The organism is Kocuria sp. UBA5001, from assembly GCF_002398425.1.
GTDB lineage: Bacteria > Actinomycetota > Actinomycetes > Actinomycetales > Micrococcaceae > Kocuria > Kocuria salsicia.
Genome location: NZ_DGYR01000010.1, coordinates 144,429 through 159,244 on the forward strand (window position 1 = coordinate 144,429; position 14,816 = coordinate 159,244).

15 protein-coding genes, 4 tRNA genes, 1 pseudogene and 1 riboswitch are annotated in these 14,816 nt (G+C 68.6%); of the genes and pseudogenes, 5 read left to right on the plus strand and 15 right to left on the minus strand.

Going from position 1 to position 14,816, the window contains the following annotated elements; translation table 11 throughout:
- Positions 1–36: 36 nt before the first annotated feature.
- Positions 37–208: riboswitch (FMN riboswitch) on the minus strand.
- A 57-nt stretch (positions 209–265) separates the two neighbouring features.
- Together B3G12_RS06925 and arsB are read right to left on the minus strand one after the other, a co-directional pair.
- Positions 266–706, minus strand: coding sequence for an arsenate reductase ArsC (locus B3G12_RS06925; RefSeq protein ID WP_144942625.1), 441 nt, complete (start codon positions 704–706; stop codon positions 266–268).
- On the minus strand, positions 703–1,836 hold the full coding sequence (gene arsB / locus B3G12_RS06930; RefSeq protein ID WP_414672731.1) for an ACR3 family arsenite efflux transporter: 1,134 nt from the start codon (positions 1,834–1,836) through the stop codon (positions 703–705). The genes B3G12_RS06925 and arsB overlap by 4 nt, the downstream gene beginning before the upstream one ends.
- Positions 1,837–1,891: 55 nt before the next feature.
- Here arsB and B3G12_RS06935 point away from each other — a divergent pair, with 55 nt between their 5' ends.
- Complete coding sequence (locus B3G12_RS06935; protein WP_052160694.1) at positions 1,892–2,248, plus strand: ArsR/SmtB family transcription factor; 357 nt, start codon at positions 1,892–1,894, stop codon at positions 2,246–2,248.
- Between the two features lie 46 nt (positions 2,249–2,294).
- Here the strand turns inward: B3G12_RS06935 and rpe are convergent, their stop codons facing one another.
- The 6 genes from rpe to B3G12_RS06965 form a co-directional block, all read right to left on the minus strand.
- On the minus strand, positions 2,295–2,960 hold the full coding sequence (gene rpe, locus B3G12_RS06940) for a ribulose-phosphate 3-epimerase (RefSeq protein ID WP_144942623.1): 666 nt from the start codon (positions 2,958–2,960) through the stop codon (positions 2,295–2,297).
- 158 nt (positions 2,961–3,118) lie between these two features.
- Positions 3,119–4,726 (minus strand): RsmB/NOP family class I SAM-dependent RNA methyltransferase, encoded by a 1,608-nt coding sequence (locus B3G12_RS06945; protein ID WP_290499785.1) that lies wholly within the window; start codon positions 4,724–4,726, stop codon positions 3,119–3,121.
- Positions 4,723–5,646 carry a methionyl-tRNA formyltransferase gene (fmt, locus tag B3G12_RS06950; RefSeq protein ID WP_144942712.1) on the minus strand — a complete coding sequence of 308 codons (924 nt, stop codon included), beginning with the start codon at positions 5,644–5,646 and terminating at the stop codon, positions 4,723–4,725. The genes B3G12_RS06945 and fmt overlap by 4 nt, the downstream gene beginning before the upstream one ends.
- A 23-nt stretch (positions 5,647–5,669) precedes the next feature.
- The gene (gene def, locus B3G12_RS06955; RefSeq protein WP_145009223.1) at positions 5,670–6,317 is read right to left on the minus strand and encodes a peptide deformylase; all 648 of its coding nucleotides are present in this window, start codon (positions 6,315–6,317) and stop codon (positions 5,670–5,672) included.
- A 59-nt stretch (positions 6,318–6,376) separates the two neighbouring features.
- Positions 6,377–7,297: a cytochrome gene (locus B3G12_RS06960; RefSeq protein WP_290499786.1), complete on the minus strand. Its 921-nt coding sequence runs from the start codon at positions 7,295–7,297 to the stop codon at positions 6,377–6,379.
- Positions 7,298–7,456: 159 nt separating this feature from the next.
- Positions 7,457–7,528: transfer RNA gene (locus B3G12_RS06965), tRNA-Val, on the minus strand.
- A gap of 261 nt (positions 7,529–7,789) precedes the next feature.
- Between B3G12_RS06965 and B3G12_RS06970 the strand changes: the two genes are divergently transcribed.
- The 3 genes from B3G12_RS06970 (at position 7,790) to B3G12_RS06980 (ending at position 8,094) form a co-directional block, all read left to right on the plus strand.
- Positions 7,790–7,862: transfer RNA gene (locus B3G12_RS06970), tRNA-Gly, on the plus strand.
- A gap of 57 nt (positions 7,863–7,919) precedes the next feature.
- Positions 7,920–7,990, plus strand: a tRNA-Cys gene (locus tag B3G12_RS06975).
- Between the two features lie 29 nt (positions 7,991–8,019).
- Positions 8,020–8,094: transfer RNA gene (locus tag B3G12_RS06980), tRNA-Val, on the plus strand.
- 52 nt (positions 8,095–8,146) lie between these two features.
- On the opposite strand, the gene B3G12_RS06985 is transcribed toward B3G12_RS06980, so the two are convergent.
- The gene (locus B3G12_RS06985) at positions 8,147–8,827 is read right to left on the minus strand and encodes a MerR family transcriptional regulator (protein WP_290499787.1); all 681 of its coding nucleotides are present in this window, start codon (positions 8,825–8,827) and stop codon (positions 8,147–8,149) included.
- A 79-nt stretch (positions 8,828–8,906) separates the two neighbouring features.
- Here B3G12_RS06985 and B3G12_RS06990 point away from each other — a divergent pair, with 79 nt between their 5' ends.
- Complete coding sequence (locus B3G12_RS06990) at positions 8,907–9,260, plus strand: hypothetical protein (RefSeq protein ID WP_290499788.1); 354 nt, start codon at positions 8,907–8,909, stop codon at positions 9,258–9,260.
- A gap of 42 nt (positions 9,261–9,302) precedes the next feature.
- Here the strand turns inward: B3G12_RS06990 and B3G12_RS06995 are convergent, their stop codons facing one another.
- From B3G12_RS06995 to B3G12_RS07020, 6 genes and pseudogenes are all read right to left on the minus strand, one after another.
- The gene (locus B3G12_RS06995; protein WP_290499789.1) at positions 9,303–9,611 is read right to left on the minus strand and encodes a hypothetical protein; all 309 of its coding nucleotides are present in this window, start codon (positions 9,609–9,611) and stop codon (positions 9,303–9,305) included.
- A 38-nt stretch (positions 9,612–9,649) separates the two neighbouring features.
- Positions 9,650–9,820 (minus strand): annotated as a pseudogene (locus B3G12_RS07000) (ornithine cyclodeaminase family protein); the annotation flags it as partial.
- A 97-nt stretch (positions 9,821–9,917) separates the two neighbouring features.
- On the minus strand, positions 9,918–12,077 hold the full coding sequence (gene nrdE, locus B3G12_RS07005) for a class 1b ribonucleoside-diphosphate reductase subunit alpha (RefSeq protein WP_144942618.1): 2,160 nt from the start codon (positions 12,075–12,077) through the stop codon (positions 9,918–9,920).
- The gene (gene nrdI, locus B3G12_RS07010; RefSeq protein WP_244944659.1) at positions 12,074–12,568 is read right to left on the minus strand and encodes a class Ib ribonucleoside-diphosphate reductase assembly flavoprotein NrdI; all 495 of its coding nucleotides are present in this window, start codon (positions 12,566–12,568) and stop codon (positions 12,074–12,076) included. Before nrdI ends, nrdE begins: the two co-directional genes overlap by 4 nt.
- A 133-nt stretch (positions 12,569–12,701) precedes the next feature.
- A complete protein-coding gene (nrdH, locus tag B3G12_RS07015) occupies positions 12,702–12,938 on the minus strand; it encodes a glutaredoxin-like protein NrdH (protein WP_144942617.1) in 237 nt (78 codons plus the stop codon).
- 776 nt (positions 12,939–13,714) lie between these two features.
- Entirely contained in the window at positions 13,715–14,785 is a 1,071-nt protein-coding gene (locus B3G12_RS07020) for an App1 family protein (RefSeq protein ID WP_144942616.1), read from the minus strand.
- Positions 14,786–14,816: the final 31 nt, after the last annotated feature.

A 14,816-nucleotide genomic window follows, 5' to 3' on the forward strand; every position in this document is an offset into this window, starting at 1 on the left:
CGTCAGCGGATGAGCACGGCGGAACGCCGGAACGCGCACGTGTGCCTACCATCCAGACTGTACTGTCGGCACCGGAATTCCACCGGTTCGGCCGTGGTTCCGTGCACTGCCCGGCCGGCCACAGGGGCCGGGGCGAGGTGGCGCACGGTGTTCACGGTTCGCGGACTGTCACCGCCGGTTCGGAATTGCACCGACCCCGGAACACGTTGCTGCGCTCATTATGCCACGCGGCCGCACCATGCCCGTGATCGGGGGCACCGGGCGGTTACGTCCTGGTTTTCCGGCCGTTCTCACGGCCCTGCAGATCCGAGAGCAGTCCGGTGACGCGGGCCTTGATGTCGTCGCGGATCCTGCGCACGTCCGCGAGGGGCTGACCGGCCGGGTCGTCGAGGTCCCAGGCCTCGTAGCGCTTGCCCGGAAACACGGGGCAGGTGTCCCCACAGCCCATGGTGATGACGACGTCGGAGGCCCTGACCTGCTCCGTCCGCAGGATCGTGGGCACGGCTGCGGTGATATCGATGCCCTCCTCAGCCATTGCCTCCACGGCCACCGGGTTCAGGCTCTCTGCCGGTTCGGACCCGGCCGAGCGGACATCGATGCTCCCGCCTGACATCGAGGCCAGGTAGCCCGCCGCCATCTGGGAGCGGCCCGCGTTGTGGACGCAGACGAAGAGCACGGTCGGTTTCGTGGGTGATGGTGCGCTCATGATGCGGTCTCCCGGGTTCGGTCGGTGGGGACAGAAGGATCGTTCGGGAACACGCGCTGGCCGGCCCACAGGGCCACGTAGACCAGGCCAATCAGGACGGGCACTTCGATCAACGGCCCCACGACGCCGGCCAGTGCCTGCCCGGAGGTGACGCCGAAGGTGCTGATGGCCACGGCGATCGCCAGTTCGAAGTTGTTGCCCGACGCGGTGAAGGCCACCGTGGCCGACTTGCCGTAGTCGAGCCCCACTGCTTTCGAGGCGAAGAGGCCGATGACGAACATCAGAGCGAAGTACACGAGCAACGGCAGCGCGATCCTGACCACGTCGAGGGGCTGTGAGGTGATGGCGTCCCCCTGGAGCGCGAAGAGCATCACGATGGTGAACAGGAGGCCGTACAGGGCCCACGGGCCGATCGCGGGGAGGAACTTCTCCTCGTACCAGTCCCGGCCCTTCGCCCGTTCACCCAGGACGCGAGTGAGGAAGCCTGCGAGCAGCGGGATGCCGAGGAACACCAGGACGGATCCTACGATCGCCCCCGCGGAGAATTCGGCCGTGGTGGTGGGCAACCCCAGCCACGACGGCAGGACCTGGAGGTAGAACCACCCCAGAGCGCCGAAGGCTACGACCTGGAAGACGGAGTTGATGGCCACGAGCACGGCCGCACTCTCCCGGTCACCGCATGCGAGATCGTTCCAGATCAGGACCATGGCGATGCACCGGGCCAGGCCCACGATGATCAACCCGGTGCGGTACTCGGGCAGATCGGGCAGGAACACCCAGGCGAGCACGAACATCAACGCCGGTCCCACGACCCAGTTGAGCACGAGCGACAGGCCAAGCAATCGCTTGTCGCCGGTCACGCGGCGGGTCTCGTCGTAGCGCACCTTCGCCAGGACGGGATACATCATCACCAGCAGACCGACTGCGATCGGCAGCGACACCTGTCCGATCGTCATGGCTTCCAAGGCCGTGTTCAGCCCCGGCACCAGCCGGCCCAGCAGCAGGCCCACGCCCATGGCCAGCAGGATCCAGGCCGGCAGCCACCGGTCCAGGAACGACATGCTCTGCCTCACCGGTGCGGGGGCGATGGTGGTACTCACGGGCGGCGAGCTCCTCGTATCGACGGTCATCTATGGGACATACGCTACGAGGTCATATAGATTTCCGTCAATGTAAAATGTCGGTATGAAAGCACCCGCGCAACGACCCGAGCTGATCGATGAGAAAGCAACCGAGTGCTGCTCGCTCGCCTCCTCGCCGCTCGGGGCCGGCGAGGCCGAGCGCATGACCGCGAAGCTCAAGGCGCTCTCCGACCCGACGCGCCTGCGGTTGCTCTCCCACATCGCCGCGCAGGGCTGCGACGCAGTGTGCGCCTGCGACCTGCTGGACGTCCTCGACATCAGCCAGCCCACCGTGAGTCATCACCTCAAGAAGCTGGTGGACGCCGGACTGCTCACACGCGAGCAGCGCGGCAAGTGGGCGCACTACACCGTGGTGCGGGGCGCCTTCACGGAACTGCGTGAACTCCTGGACCTGCGCTGACAGGCAGGGCGTTCTCCGCTGACCCGTCATCGGGGCCCGCATAAATTCAGGCCCGGTGCTCCCGCGCGGTCCTGCGGAGCGCCTCAATCGCGACGGCGGGGTCGTCCTGGCCGTAGACCGCGGAACCGGCGACGAACGTGTCCGCGCCGGCCTCCGCGGCACGGGCAATGGTCTCCTCCGTGATCCCGCCGTCCACCTGCAGGGCCACCGTTCCACCGTGGTCCTTCACGGCGGCGGCGGCCCGGCGCAACTTGGGCAGCGTCACGTCCAGGAACTTCTGACCACCAAAGCCGGGCTCCACAGTCATGATCAGGAGCATGTCCAGCTCGGCCAGCAGGTCCAGGTAGGGCTCGACCGGGGTGGCGGGTCGCACTGCGAGACCCGCCTTGGCCCCGGCGGCCCGCAGCTCCCGGGCCAGCTTGACGGGCGCTGCGGCGGCCTCGGCGTGGAACGTAACGGACGCGCAGCCGGCCTCCGCGTACGCGGGAGCCCACCGGTCCGGGTCATCGATCATCAGGTGCAGGTCCAGGGGAATGGGCGAGACCGCCTGGAGTCTCTCCACCGCCGGCAGACCCAGGGTCAGGTTGGGGACGAAGTGGTTGTCCATCACGTCCACGTGCGCGGCGTCCGCACCGGAGATGCGCTGGAGCTCCTCCGCCAGGTGCGAGAAGTCTGCGGAGAGGATGGACGGGTGGATGTCGCAGCGTGACATGGGTTCCTCCTGGGAGCCGGTGGGCGGCCGGTGTGGCCGGGATGTACGTGCCGGGGGTCTGTCTGCACATTCCCGTACGTGAGGGGCGGGCGGCGGCGCCCGCCGGGCGTCTGACTCGCGCACGGACGCCGGGTTTCCGCCCGACGTCGGCGCGAGTCTCAGGACCGCCGGCGCAGAGCGACCATGAACATGGCGTCCGTACCGTGCACGTGCGGCCACAGCTGGACGCTCGTGCCACCGCCGGGCACCTCGTGGCCCACGGCGCGCTCCCCGTCCAGCGCACCGGGCAGGGCCGCGGAACGGGCAAGTTCCGCCGTGTCCAGGACCTCGACGTCCCCGCGGGCGTCCAGCACCTCCTGGAGCACGTCGTGCGTTTCCGCGGTGTGCGGCGAGCACGTGGCGTAGAGCGCCACCCCTCCCGGGCGGGTCACGTCCAGTGCGGCGTCGAGAAGCTGCCGCTGGATGCTGGCGAGATTCCCCACGTCCGACGGCGTGCGCCGCCACCGCGCCTCGGGCCGGCGCCGCAGCGCCCCCAGGCCGGTGCACGGAACATCCACGAGGACACGGTCGAACCGGGCGGGCTCCGCACCGGGGACGTCCCGTGCATCTCCGACCCGCACCTGCCACGCGTCCTCCGGGACGGGGGCGAGGGCATTGCGGACGAGGTCGGCGCGGTGCTCGCCGACCTCGTTGGCCAGCAGCGTGGCCCCGCGCTCGTTCGCGAGCGCCGCCAGCAGGGCCGCCTTGCCACCGGGACCGGCGCAGAGGTCCGCCCACCGGCCGGCGTCATCCTGCACGGGGGCCTTGGCGAGGACCCGCGCTACGAGCTGGGACCCGGCGTCCTGCACCCTTACCACACCCTCGCGGGTGCCGGGGATCCGGTGGACGTCCCCGCCCGCGCTCACGGCGCTGTCCGGCACGAGGTCGCCCGGGCGTGCGCCGTCGTCGATCGCGGCGTCGAGGGAGCCCAGACCCGGCAGCGCGACGAGGTGGACGCTCGGCGGTTCGTTGTCCGCCTCGAGCAGCGCCTCGATCTCCCCCGTGTCCCGGCCGTTCACGCGCAGGGCACGCCGCATGGCACGGATCTCCCACGCGGGGTGCGCGTGCCGGACGGCCATCCGCCGCAGCTCGTCCGACTGCTCGGCGGCGAGCTGGTCCAGCCACTCCTCCCCGCTCTGGCGCGCGACCTTGCGCAGCACCGCGTTGACGAGCCCTGCCGGGCCCTGCCCCACCTCGCCGCGCACGAGGCCCACGGTGGCGTCGAGGGCCGCGTGGTCGGGCACGCGCATGGCGAGCAGCTGGTGGGTACCCAGTCTCAGGGCATCCAGCACGGCGGGATCGAGCTGGTCGAGCGGGCGGTCCACGCATGTCTCGAGCACGGCGTCCCACGTTCCCTGCCAGCGCATGGTCCCGTAGGCGAGTTCCGTGGCGAAGGCGGCGTCCCTCCTGTCCAGGCGGTTCTCACGCACCAGGCGGGGCAGCACCAGGTTGCCGTAGGCGTCCTCGGAGTTCACCGCCCGCAGCGCCTGGAAGGCAGTCAACCGTGCGGGGTCGGAGTTCCGACGCCGCTGGGCCGGGGCCTGCGCGGAGTAGGAGCGCTCCTGCTGGGACCGGCGGTTGCGCTCGTGCCCACGGGCGTTGCGGCGGGAGCCGTCACGCGACGCGCCGCGGCTGTTTCCGGGACCCCGTCGGTCTCCCGGCCCCTGACTGCGGCGCTCGTTGCGCCCGTCGGACGCGCCACCCAGCTCGTGCTGATCCCGGCTCATGCGAACGCCACCTGCTCCCTGTTCTGCTGGCCGCGCGCCCAGTCGAGCGCCGCCATTGCTTTCTTGCCGGAGGGCTGCACACGGGTCAGCTCCACCGCTGAGGACCCGGTCCCCACGTACACGTGCTTCTCGCGGATCTCCACGTGACCGGGTGCGATCCCCGTGACCTCCGGGGCGGGGACCACGCGCTCGAGCTTGAAGCGCTGGCCCTGGTACTCGGTCCACGCTCCCGGTTCGGGCGTGACACCGCGGACCCGGTGGGACACCGCGGGGGCGGGATCCTCCCACCGCACGCGGGCCTCGGCGCCGCTCAGCTTGGGGGCCGGGCTCGGTTCACCGCGCTGCGGTTCGGGCCTCACCCGGCCGGAGGCGACGTCGAGCAGCGAGTCCGCGAGCAGCGGCGAGCCCTCGTGGGCGAGCCGCTCCAGCACGGAGCCGGAGGTGTCCTCGGCGCGCACCTCGTCCATGACCGTGGCGACCACGGGCCCGGTGTCCATGCCCTCGTCCAGGACGAACGTGGTGGCACCGATCGTGGTGTCCCCGGCCATGAGGGCGCGCTGGACGGGTGCGGCTCCGCGCCAGCGCGGCAGCAGAGAGAAGTGGAGGTTGATCCAGCCGTGCTCGAAGACCTCGAGCGCCGGCGCAGGCAGCAGGGCGCCGTAGGCCACGACAGCCGCGATGGACGCGCCCGTGGCACGGAGATCGTCCAGCAGGTCATCGGTGACGCGGTTGGCGGTGAGCAGGGGCAGTCCGAGCTCCTCGGCGCGGCGTCCGACGGCCGACGGCGTGAGAACCTTCCTGCGTCCCACGGGTGCGGGTTCCCGGGTCAGCACGGCCACCACGGTGATGCGGGGATCGGCGTGCAGCGCCTCGAGCGGGGGGACGGCCGTCTCGGGCGTGCCCGCGTAGAGGACCTTCAAGGGTTCGCTGGGAGCGTTCGTCGTCATCGTGCACCTCCGTGCCCGAACGCGGAACCTCCCGCACCGCGCGAGGACCCGGCGTGAGCCGCGCGGTCGGCGTCGTCCTCGGACGGTGCGGACCCGGTGCCCGGGCCGCCGCCGATGCGCTGCTCCTCCCGCTCACGGGTGATGCGCGCGGCCGTCTCCTGGAAGGTGGCCCGCCGCAGCTGCCGCATGGCGTCCTTGCGCTCCTCCCCCACGAGCCGGTCCACGTAGAGCTTTCCGGACAGGTGGTCGGTCTCGTGCTGGAAACACCTCGCGAGCAGTCCCGTGGCCTCGCGCCGCACGGGCTTCCCGTGCTGGTCCACGCCCGTGAGCACCACGGAGTTCCGGCGCGGCGTCTCGTAGGACAGACCGGGGACGGAAAGGCAGCCCTCGCCGCCCTCCTGCGGGTCCTCACCGAGGCTCACCTCGGGATTGACCACGTGCCCCTCGTCTCCCTGGACGCCCCACGTGAAGACGCGCAGGCCCACGCCCACCTGGGGCGCGGCGAGGCCCACTCCACCCACGGCGTACATGGTCTCGAACATGTCACGGATCAACGTCTCCAAGGACTCGTCGAACTGCGTGACCTCCTGGGCGGGGGTCCGCAGCACGGGGTCCCCGATCGTGCGGATGCGCAGAATACTCACCGGGCGATGCACTCCTCTAGCTGGGTGTCGTGGGACGTGGGACGTGGGGCGGGCGGGTCTCAGTCTACGGCCGGGCCCTCGACCGTCCGGGCCGTGGCGCTCTGCGGAACACCGCCCGCGCGCCCGGTGGGGTTGTCCTCGAGGGGCGGCGGCGCGAGGGGCCGCAGCTGGGCGCCGGCGGCCTCGAGGTCCGCGGAGCGCACCCACACCTTGGCAAGGGCGCAGAACTTGAACCAGTGCACGGGCAGGTGGTCCGGCACCGCCTGCACGGTCAGGGCCTCCGTCTCCCCGATGGCCACGGCCATGAGGACCTCGGCATCCCCGTAGGCCCACGGTTCCCACCGGCCGGTGGCGGCGTCCACGAGGGACTCCTCCGCCTTGAGCCCGGCCACGAGCTGCGTGACGACCTTCGGGTCCGGGGCCTTAACACGCCCCGAACGGTCCGTGCCGCGGGTCTTGTAGTCGATCAGGCACACCTTGCCCCCGATACGGGCCACGAGGTCCAGCGTGCCCGCGTAGCCGACAGTGGTGTTCCACACGGTGATCTCTGCGGCCAGTGGCTCGGGGCGGTAGAGCTCCCACCACTGGTCCGCGCTGTCCGCAAACCGGGACTCGTGGTGCTCGGCAAGGTCCCGCCGTGCCTCCTCCGCCCGGTGCTCCCGGCCCATGGCGCGCAGCGCGAGCTGCTCGCAGTAGTCGTGGACGCGGTCACCGCGCCGGGCCGCCTGATCCCGGTGGCGCTCGGCGGCCTTCGCCGCGTGGTTCACCAGGGCACGACGACGTCGCGAGTCCCGCAGCGCATCCGGCAGCTGGGGGTCGGAGGCCAGCGCCTGGGCCGCGCTGTAGCCGTACCAGCCACCGAGGTCGTTCGCCTCGCAGCCGATGATCGTGGTAATGGACGGAACCTGCAGGTCACCGCCCTCCTCGCGCGCATACATGCGACCGGTGGCGGTTTGGCGGGCCAGGCGAGGTTGGGTCATGGGCTCAGCGTAGGAAAGGGCTCAGACACGGACAGTGGAGCGCGTGGGCGTCGATGCCAGTGCCTGTGCCGCATGGTTGGTGGCGTTCGGCAAGCCGACCGAAAAGGTCTCGGACGCAAAGGAACCCGGCCCCTCCCGGGACCGGGTTCCTCGTTACAGTGCGCGATACTGGGATCGAACCAGTGACCTCTTCGGTGTGAACGAAGCGCGCTACCGCTGCGCCAATCGCGCTTGCAACGTTGAAAACTCTAGAGCACGTCCCCGGGGATCGGCAAATTGAGCTCACCCCCCGCCCCCACGGGCCCGACCACCCGATTTGCCCCCGCCGGATCGTGTCGGTAATGTTTCTGCTCGTTGGCAACGCCCCGATGCAACGCACCGAAGGAACTCAGGTTCCCAAGGCACAGCGGAGGACAGCGCGAGAACCTGTGATAAAGTTTCCGCTCGGAAGAACGGAGCACTGCAGAAACAGGGTCCCGATCGGCCAACAATGCGGACGTAGCTCAGCTGGTAGAGCATCACCTTGCCATGGTGAGGGTCGCGGGTTCGACTCCCGTCGTCCGCTCGCAGTTTTCGACCCTGGTCGAGACCTGAGACCTTGTCCTCCAAGGATCTGGTCCCCGGTGGGGTGGCCGAGTGGTTAGGCAGCGGCCTGCAAAGCCGTCTACGCGGGTTCGAATCCCGTCTCCACCTCGGTGCAACCACCTCGTTCAAGAGATTGAGCGCGATTGGCGCAGCGGTAGCGCGCTTCCCTGACACGGAAGAGGTCACTGGTTCGATCCCAGTATCGCGCACCAGACAAGGCCCCGGAACACTACGTTCTGGGGCCTTCCGCGTGCCACCGCTGACCTACGACCCGGCGCTGCGCACCGAGTGGGAGACATGGCCCAGGGCCCGCAGCACCCGGGTCAGCCGATCGCAGGAGACCATTCCCCAAACCGCGCGGGCCACGATGACGTCCCGGGACGGTGTCTCCCCCGCTCCACCGGTGTCGCCGGAGAGGGAATCCACCGGAGGCTGCGCGGGCTCGAGCATACCCGCGATGTCCACGCGAGTGAGCTCATCGAGCGCGCGGCCGTATCGCAGCAGGACGCCCCTGTCCACGGGTGAACCAGCGGCCCGCATGCCCTCCAACAACTCACCGAGCGCCCGGCGCGGCCCGCTGGCCACGTCCGGCCACCCCAGCTGCGTGAGCAGGTCCCGGATCATCGGATCCTCCCGGTGCTCCGGGGGCCCGCCTGCCTCGGAAGGTGACAGGCCCTCGGCGAGCGACTGGGCGATCTCGAGGGCATTCACGAGGGGCCGCCGTGGATCGTCGATCACGGTGACCAGCGCACGGATGTCGGGGATCGTGGCACCGGCCTCCTCCCTCAGTACCCGGATGAGCTGCAGGCGTTCCACGTGACCCTGACCGTAGTCCTGCCGCGTCGCGGTGAGCCTGGTACCGGCCGGCAACAGTCCCTCCCGGCGGTAGAACTTGATGCTGGCCGTGGTGGTGTTGCTGACCTCGGCCAGGGCATTGAGCAGCATGACGCAGCCCCCTCGGATAGTCGTCCGCGCGCCAGTTGTCCTGATGGCGCGCGCTGGATACCGCAACTATCTTAGCGGTATGGAGCACTTCACACCGATCATCGCCGTTCACGCGTCGTGCGCGTTCTCTGTTCTGCTGCTGGGACCGGTGCAATTGCTGCACGGACTCGCCGCATTCACCCTCTTCTCGGTGGGGTCGGCCATGTGGGGGATCCTGCACGGCGACGTCCGAATGCACCGGCGGAACATGCTCGGTTGCTACCTGGGCACCCTGGCCGCCTTCGGTTTCGCCGTGGGTGTGCCCACACGGGCCATTTCCCAGACCTTCGCCTCGAGCCCGGTGACCCTCCTGGGCGCGGCGCTGGGGATCACCCTCCTGGTGGCCGCGTGGAGCGGGACCATCATCCGTACGCAGCGCACGCCGTCGCCCTGATGTGGCCGTTGACGAAGCAAGACGACGGCGCCCTCTCCCCTCTCACGCGTTCGGATCGACCACCCCTACGGCCACGACCAGGTCCTGCCGGCTCATGCCCACGCACTTGAACACGCGGGGCCGCGCCGTATCAGGGGCCACCCCGCCCGTGACGACGTCCGCGAGGTCCACGAGTGAGTCCTCGTGCAAGGAACTGTCGGCGACGGCCTGGATCACGTCCCCGGCTTCACGCATGGCGGTGGCCCGGTCCTCCACGACCACCTGGGCGCGACCCGTGAGCGCGGAATCGAGCTCGCGGAACTGTGGCTCGTGGGATCCCTTGGCGACGACGCACGCAGCGTCCGGCCGCACACCACCACCTCCGTGAACGAGCGGATCTCGGCGAATGCCGCGCCGTGGGCGAGCGCCTGCGGCCCCGTGCCGAACACCACGAGCTTGGTTGTCTCCTTCGGGGCCAGGTAGTCGGTGGCCACGGCCGAGAAGGCGGGGGTCCGCAGGGTGGTGAGGACGTTGCCTTCCAGCAGAGCTCGAAGACTCAGGGTGGCCGAGTCCATGAGCATGTAGGTGGGTGGAAAACTCCCGCCCCGCCCGGGTAAGAGACCCGGGCGGGGCGGGAGCTGCGTCGGCCGACGCGGTGCCGTCAGGAGACGGCGGAGGTCACAGCATGCAGGAGACGCAGCCCTCGACCTCGGTGCCCTCGAGCGCCAGCTGGCGGATGCGCGAGTAGTACATGGTCTTGATGCCCTTGCGCCACGCGTAGATCTGCGCGCGGTTGATCTCCCGCGTGGTGGCGGTGTCCTTGAAGAACAGCGTCAGGGACAGGCCCTGGTCCACGTGCTGCGTGGCCGCGGCGTACGTGTCGATGATCTTCTCGTAGCCGATCTCGTACGCGTCCTGGAAGTACTCCAGGTTCTCGTCATCCATGAAGGGCGCCGGGTAGTACACGCGCCCCAGCTTGCCCTCCTTGCGGATCTCGATGCGCGAGGCGATCGGGTGGATCGAGGAGGTGGAGTTGTTGATGTACGAGATGGAACCCGTGGGCGGCACGGCCTGCAGGTTCTGGTTGTACATCCCGTCCGCCATGACCTTCTCGCGCAGCTCACGCCAGTCCTGCGCGGTGGGCAGCGCCACACCGGCGCGCGCGAAAAGCTCGCGGACGCGGGCGGTCGCCGGCTCCCACGTGCCGTCGATGTACTTGTCGAAGTACGTGCCCTTCGCATAGTCGGACTTCTCGAAGCCCACGAAGGACTCCCCGCGCTCCTTGGCGATCAGGTTCGACGCCCGGATCGCGTGGTACGTCACGGCGTAGAAGTACATGTTCGTGAAGTCCACGCCCTCCTCGGAACCGTAGAACACGTGCTCCTTGGCCAGGTACCCGTGCAGGTTCATCTGGCCCAGGCCCACCGCGTGGGACATCTGGTTGCCGCGGCGGATCGAGGGCACGGAGTCGATGTTGGACATGTCCGACACGGCGGTGAGGCCGCGAATCGCGGTCTCGATGCTCGCCCCGAAGTCCGGGGACTCCATGGCCATGGCGATGTTCATGGACCCCAGGTTGCACGAGATGTCCTTGCCCACCTCCGCATAGGTGAGGTCCTCGTTGTAGACCGAGGGCTCGGAGACCTGCAGGATCTCGGAGCACAGGTTGGACATGATGATCTTGCCGTCGATCGGGTTGGCGCGGTTCACCGTGTCCTCGAACATGATGTACGGGTAGCCGGACTCGAACTGCACCTCAGCGACGGTCTGGAAGAACTCGCGGGCGTTGATCTTGGTCTTCGTGATCCGAGAGTCGTCCACCATCTCGTGGTACTTCTCGCTCACGTTCACGTCCGCGAAGGGCATTCCGTAGATGCGCTCCACGTCGTACGGCGAGAACAGGTACATGTCCTGGTTCTTCTTCGCCAGCTCGAACGTGATGTCCGGGATGACGACGCCGAGCGAGAGGGTCTTGATGCGGATCTTCTCGTCCGCGTTCTCGCGCTTGGTGTCCAGGAAATTGAGGATGTCCGGGTGGTGGGCGTGCAGGTACACAGCACCCGCGCCCTGACGGGCCCCCAGCTGGTTCGCGTAGGAGAACGAGTCCTCCAGCAGCTTCATGACCGGGATGACGCCCGAGGACTGGTTCTCGATCATCTTGATCGGCGCACCGGACTCGCGCAGGTTCGTCAGCGCGAACGCCACACCGCCGCCGCGCTTGGACAGCTGCAGCGCCGAGTTGATGTTGCGCCCGATGGACTCCATGTTGTCCTCGAAGCGCACCAGGAAGCACGAGACCAGCTCGCCGCGCTGCTTCTTGCCCGCGTTGAGGAACGTGGGAGTGGCCGGCTGGAAGCGACCGGAGATGATCTCGCCCACCAGACGCTTCGCCAGGGTCTCGTCCCCGTCCGCGAGGTAGAGGGAGACCATGACCACGCGGTCCTCGAAGCGCTCCAGGTAGCGCTGTCCGTCGAACGTCTTCAGCGTGTAGGACGTGTAGAACTTGAACGCGCCCAGGAAGGTCTGGAAGCGGAACTTGTAGCCGTACGCCTGCTTGGATAGCTCCTTGATGAACTCCATGCTGTACTTCTCGAGCACCTCGGCCTCGTAGTACTGGTGGTCCACCAGGTACTGCAGCTTCTCCTCGAGGTCGTGGAAGAACACCGTGTTCTTGTTGACGTGCTGCAGGAAGTACTGCCGTGCCGCCTGGCGGTCCGCCTCGAACTGGATGTTGCCATCGGCATCGTAGAGGTTCAGCAGGGCATTGAGCTCGTGGTAGCCCAGGCCCCGGTACTTCTCGGGGCAGGTGGGGTCCTCGTGGCCGGGCTCAATGCTCACTCCCGGGGTTGCGTGAATGCTTGCCAAAACTCTTCCAATCCTTGGGTGACTTTTTCGACGTCCTCGTCCGTGCCCATCAGCTCGAACTTGTAGAGCAGGGGCACCTGGCACTTGGCGGCCACCTTCTCCGCCGCCACGCAGAACAGGGGGCCGAAGTTGGTGTTGCCCGCGCCGAGCACACCCTTGAGCTGCTGCCGTGAGGGGGCGTCGTTGAGGAACTTGACGACTTGCGGGGGAACGGATCCCGCTCCCCCGGGCCTGCCGTAGCTGGGCACGGCCAGCACGTACGGTTCCGTGAGGCGGGGAACGGGATCAGAGGTCTTCAGGGGCAGCCGAAGGGACCGCACGGGAAGTTTGGCGACGAACCGGTCCGTGTTGCGGGTGACGGAGGAGAAGTACACCACCAGGGGTGCTTCCTCCCCCACGACGACGGGGGTGTTGCGTTCTTCCCATTCCTTCGCCTGGGCGAGAACGGAGGCCAGGGCACTCATGCCGGGTCACTTCGATTCTGGGGGAACGTTGGTGGGTGGCGAGAACCGGTGGCCGCCGGGACGCTCGCGCTCCCAGGACCACCGAGTGCGGGCTGCGTCCGCCGTGGCACCCTCGGGTGCCACGGCGTGGGGCTCATGCCGAGCGCAGCAGCGCCAGGCTGTTGATCTTGTCCGGGCGGAACCCGGACCAGTGCTCGCCGCCGGCCTCGACGACCGGGACCTGCTGGTAGCCCAGGCCCACCACGTGGTCGTACGCGGCGGTGTCCTCGGTGACGTCCACGACGGTGTAGTCGATGCCCTTCTTGGTGAGGGCGCGGTAGGTGGCGTTGCACTGGACGCACGACGGCTTGGAATACACGGTGACTGACATAGCCCATCTCTCCTTGCGGGAAGTACCGATTCTCCGGCGCCTCCGGGGCTTTTCAGCTCGTGGTCCGGGTGGTGCGCCAGGTGGTTGAAGATCTGGATCAATACTACATCTTGTGGCGCGTACCGGGACATAGCCCTAGATGATGTGGTTGCCCGATCCACAGGGCCTCGGAGGTTATCCCCCGGTTTGTCCACAGGACCCCCGGTGGCCGGTGCCCGGCAGCACGCGGTTTTTCGCCGCCGGGGTGTGGATAAGCGGCGTTCCCGACGTCACGGAAAAACTTTTCGCACCGCGTGTCCCGACCACTGCCGAGCCGTGTCGCCCGGGCGGGAGGGCACGGGTCACCGCTGGCGCAGGACTCGCGTGCGGCCTCGACCGTCTCCGTCTCGTAGCGGTACTGCTCCCCGGTCATGCAGGTGAGGACCTGGGCGACCTCGGTCATCGTGAGCGACTCGGGACCCGTGAGGGTTTAGGCGCCGCGCGTGTGCGGCTACGGGTCCAGCAGGACCGCCACGACGGCGTCGGCGACGTCGGCCCGGGCCACCGCGGCCACGCGGCCGTCCCCGGCGGGTCCGCGCAGCACACGGTCCCCACCCGCAAACAGGGGCAGGACGTCCAGGTAGAAGTTGTCCCGCAGGAAGGTGTGCTCCAGTCCGGCGCGCTCGATCGCCTGCCCCGTGGCGTCCGAGGGTTGCGCACCAGCAGCCGGTGCTGAGGAGAGGGGGCAAAGATGGCCGGGGAAGGTCAGGGAGGGTCGGAGCTCGTGTCAGGGCACGTCAGAGCAGTCCTGCGGCCCGCAGCTGGTCCGAGATGGAGGCGCCGTCGTTGGCCTCGATCCACAGCACGCCCTCCGGGGCGATCACCCGGTGACCGTCCGGCACACGCGCACCGTTGGCGAGGACGGCCTCGGTGGGTGAGAGGTTGCGGATGACGACCGCCGCCACAGAGTCTGGGTAGCGCTCGGCGAAGCCCGCGTAGATCTGCGGGTCGTGCTGGCCGTCGTCTCCGATCAGGATCCACTTCACGTGCGGGAAGTTGGTGGCCAGTCGCTGCAGGTTCTGGACCTTGTGCTGGGCGCCCGAGCGGAACCAGCGCTCCGTGGTGGGACCCCAGTCGGTCAGCAGCAGCGCACCAGAGGGGTAGGCGTTGCGGGTGAGGAAGCGGCGCAGCGTGGGTGCCACGTTCCACGCCCCGGTGGAGAGATAGAGGAACGGTGCATTCGGGTGCTTGCGCCGCAGCCGGTCCATCATGGTGGACATCCCCGGCGTGGGGATGCGGGCGTGCTCGTTGGCCACGAAGGAGTTCCAGGCGGCGAGCATCGGCCGGGGCAGCGCGGTGACCATCACGGTGTCGTCCACGTCGCACACGACCCCCAGGTACTGCTGGTCCGAGACCACGGTGACTTTGGCCTCCGTGACCTCCGAGCCCTCGGCCTGCATGTAGATGGAGTGCACCCCCGGGGCCATGGACACGTTGAGGTCCGCGTCGATCACGCCGCCCTTGTCCGCGACGAGGTGGAACTCGTGATCCCCCAACCAGATGTTCACGTGGGCGAACGCGAAGGGCACGGACGAGAAGGAGCGCCAGCCGCGGATCGACTCGTCGGCGTCGTCCGTGTCCTGGATCAGCGAGCGCGTCTTGAGCAGCACGCGGCCCAGTGCCCGGACGTAGCGGGGGCTGCCGTAGCCGTCGAAGGCGAGCATGGTGGGGATGTCCCCGCGCTGGGTTGCCCTGCCCTGCCGCCAGCGCTGTAGCTTCTGGTCGAAGCGGTAGCCGATGTTGATCGCTTCCTCGGTGACCTGGTCCACGGTCGGCAGCAGATCCCCTCCGCCACTGTCTTTCGCCATGGTCCTCAGTCTCCCACAGGCGGGGGTGGGC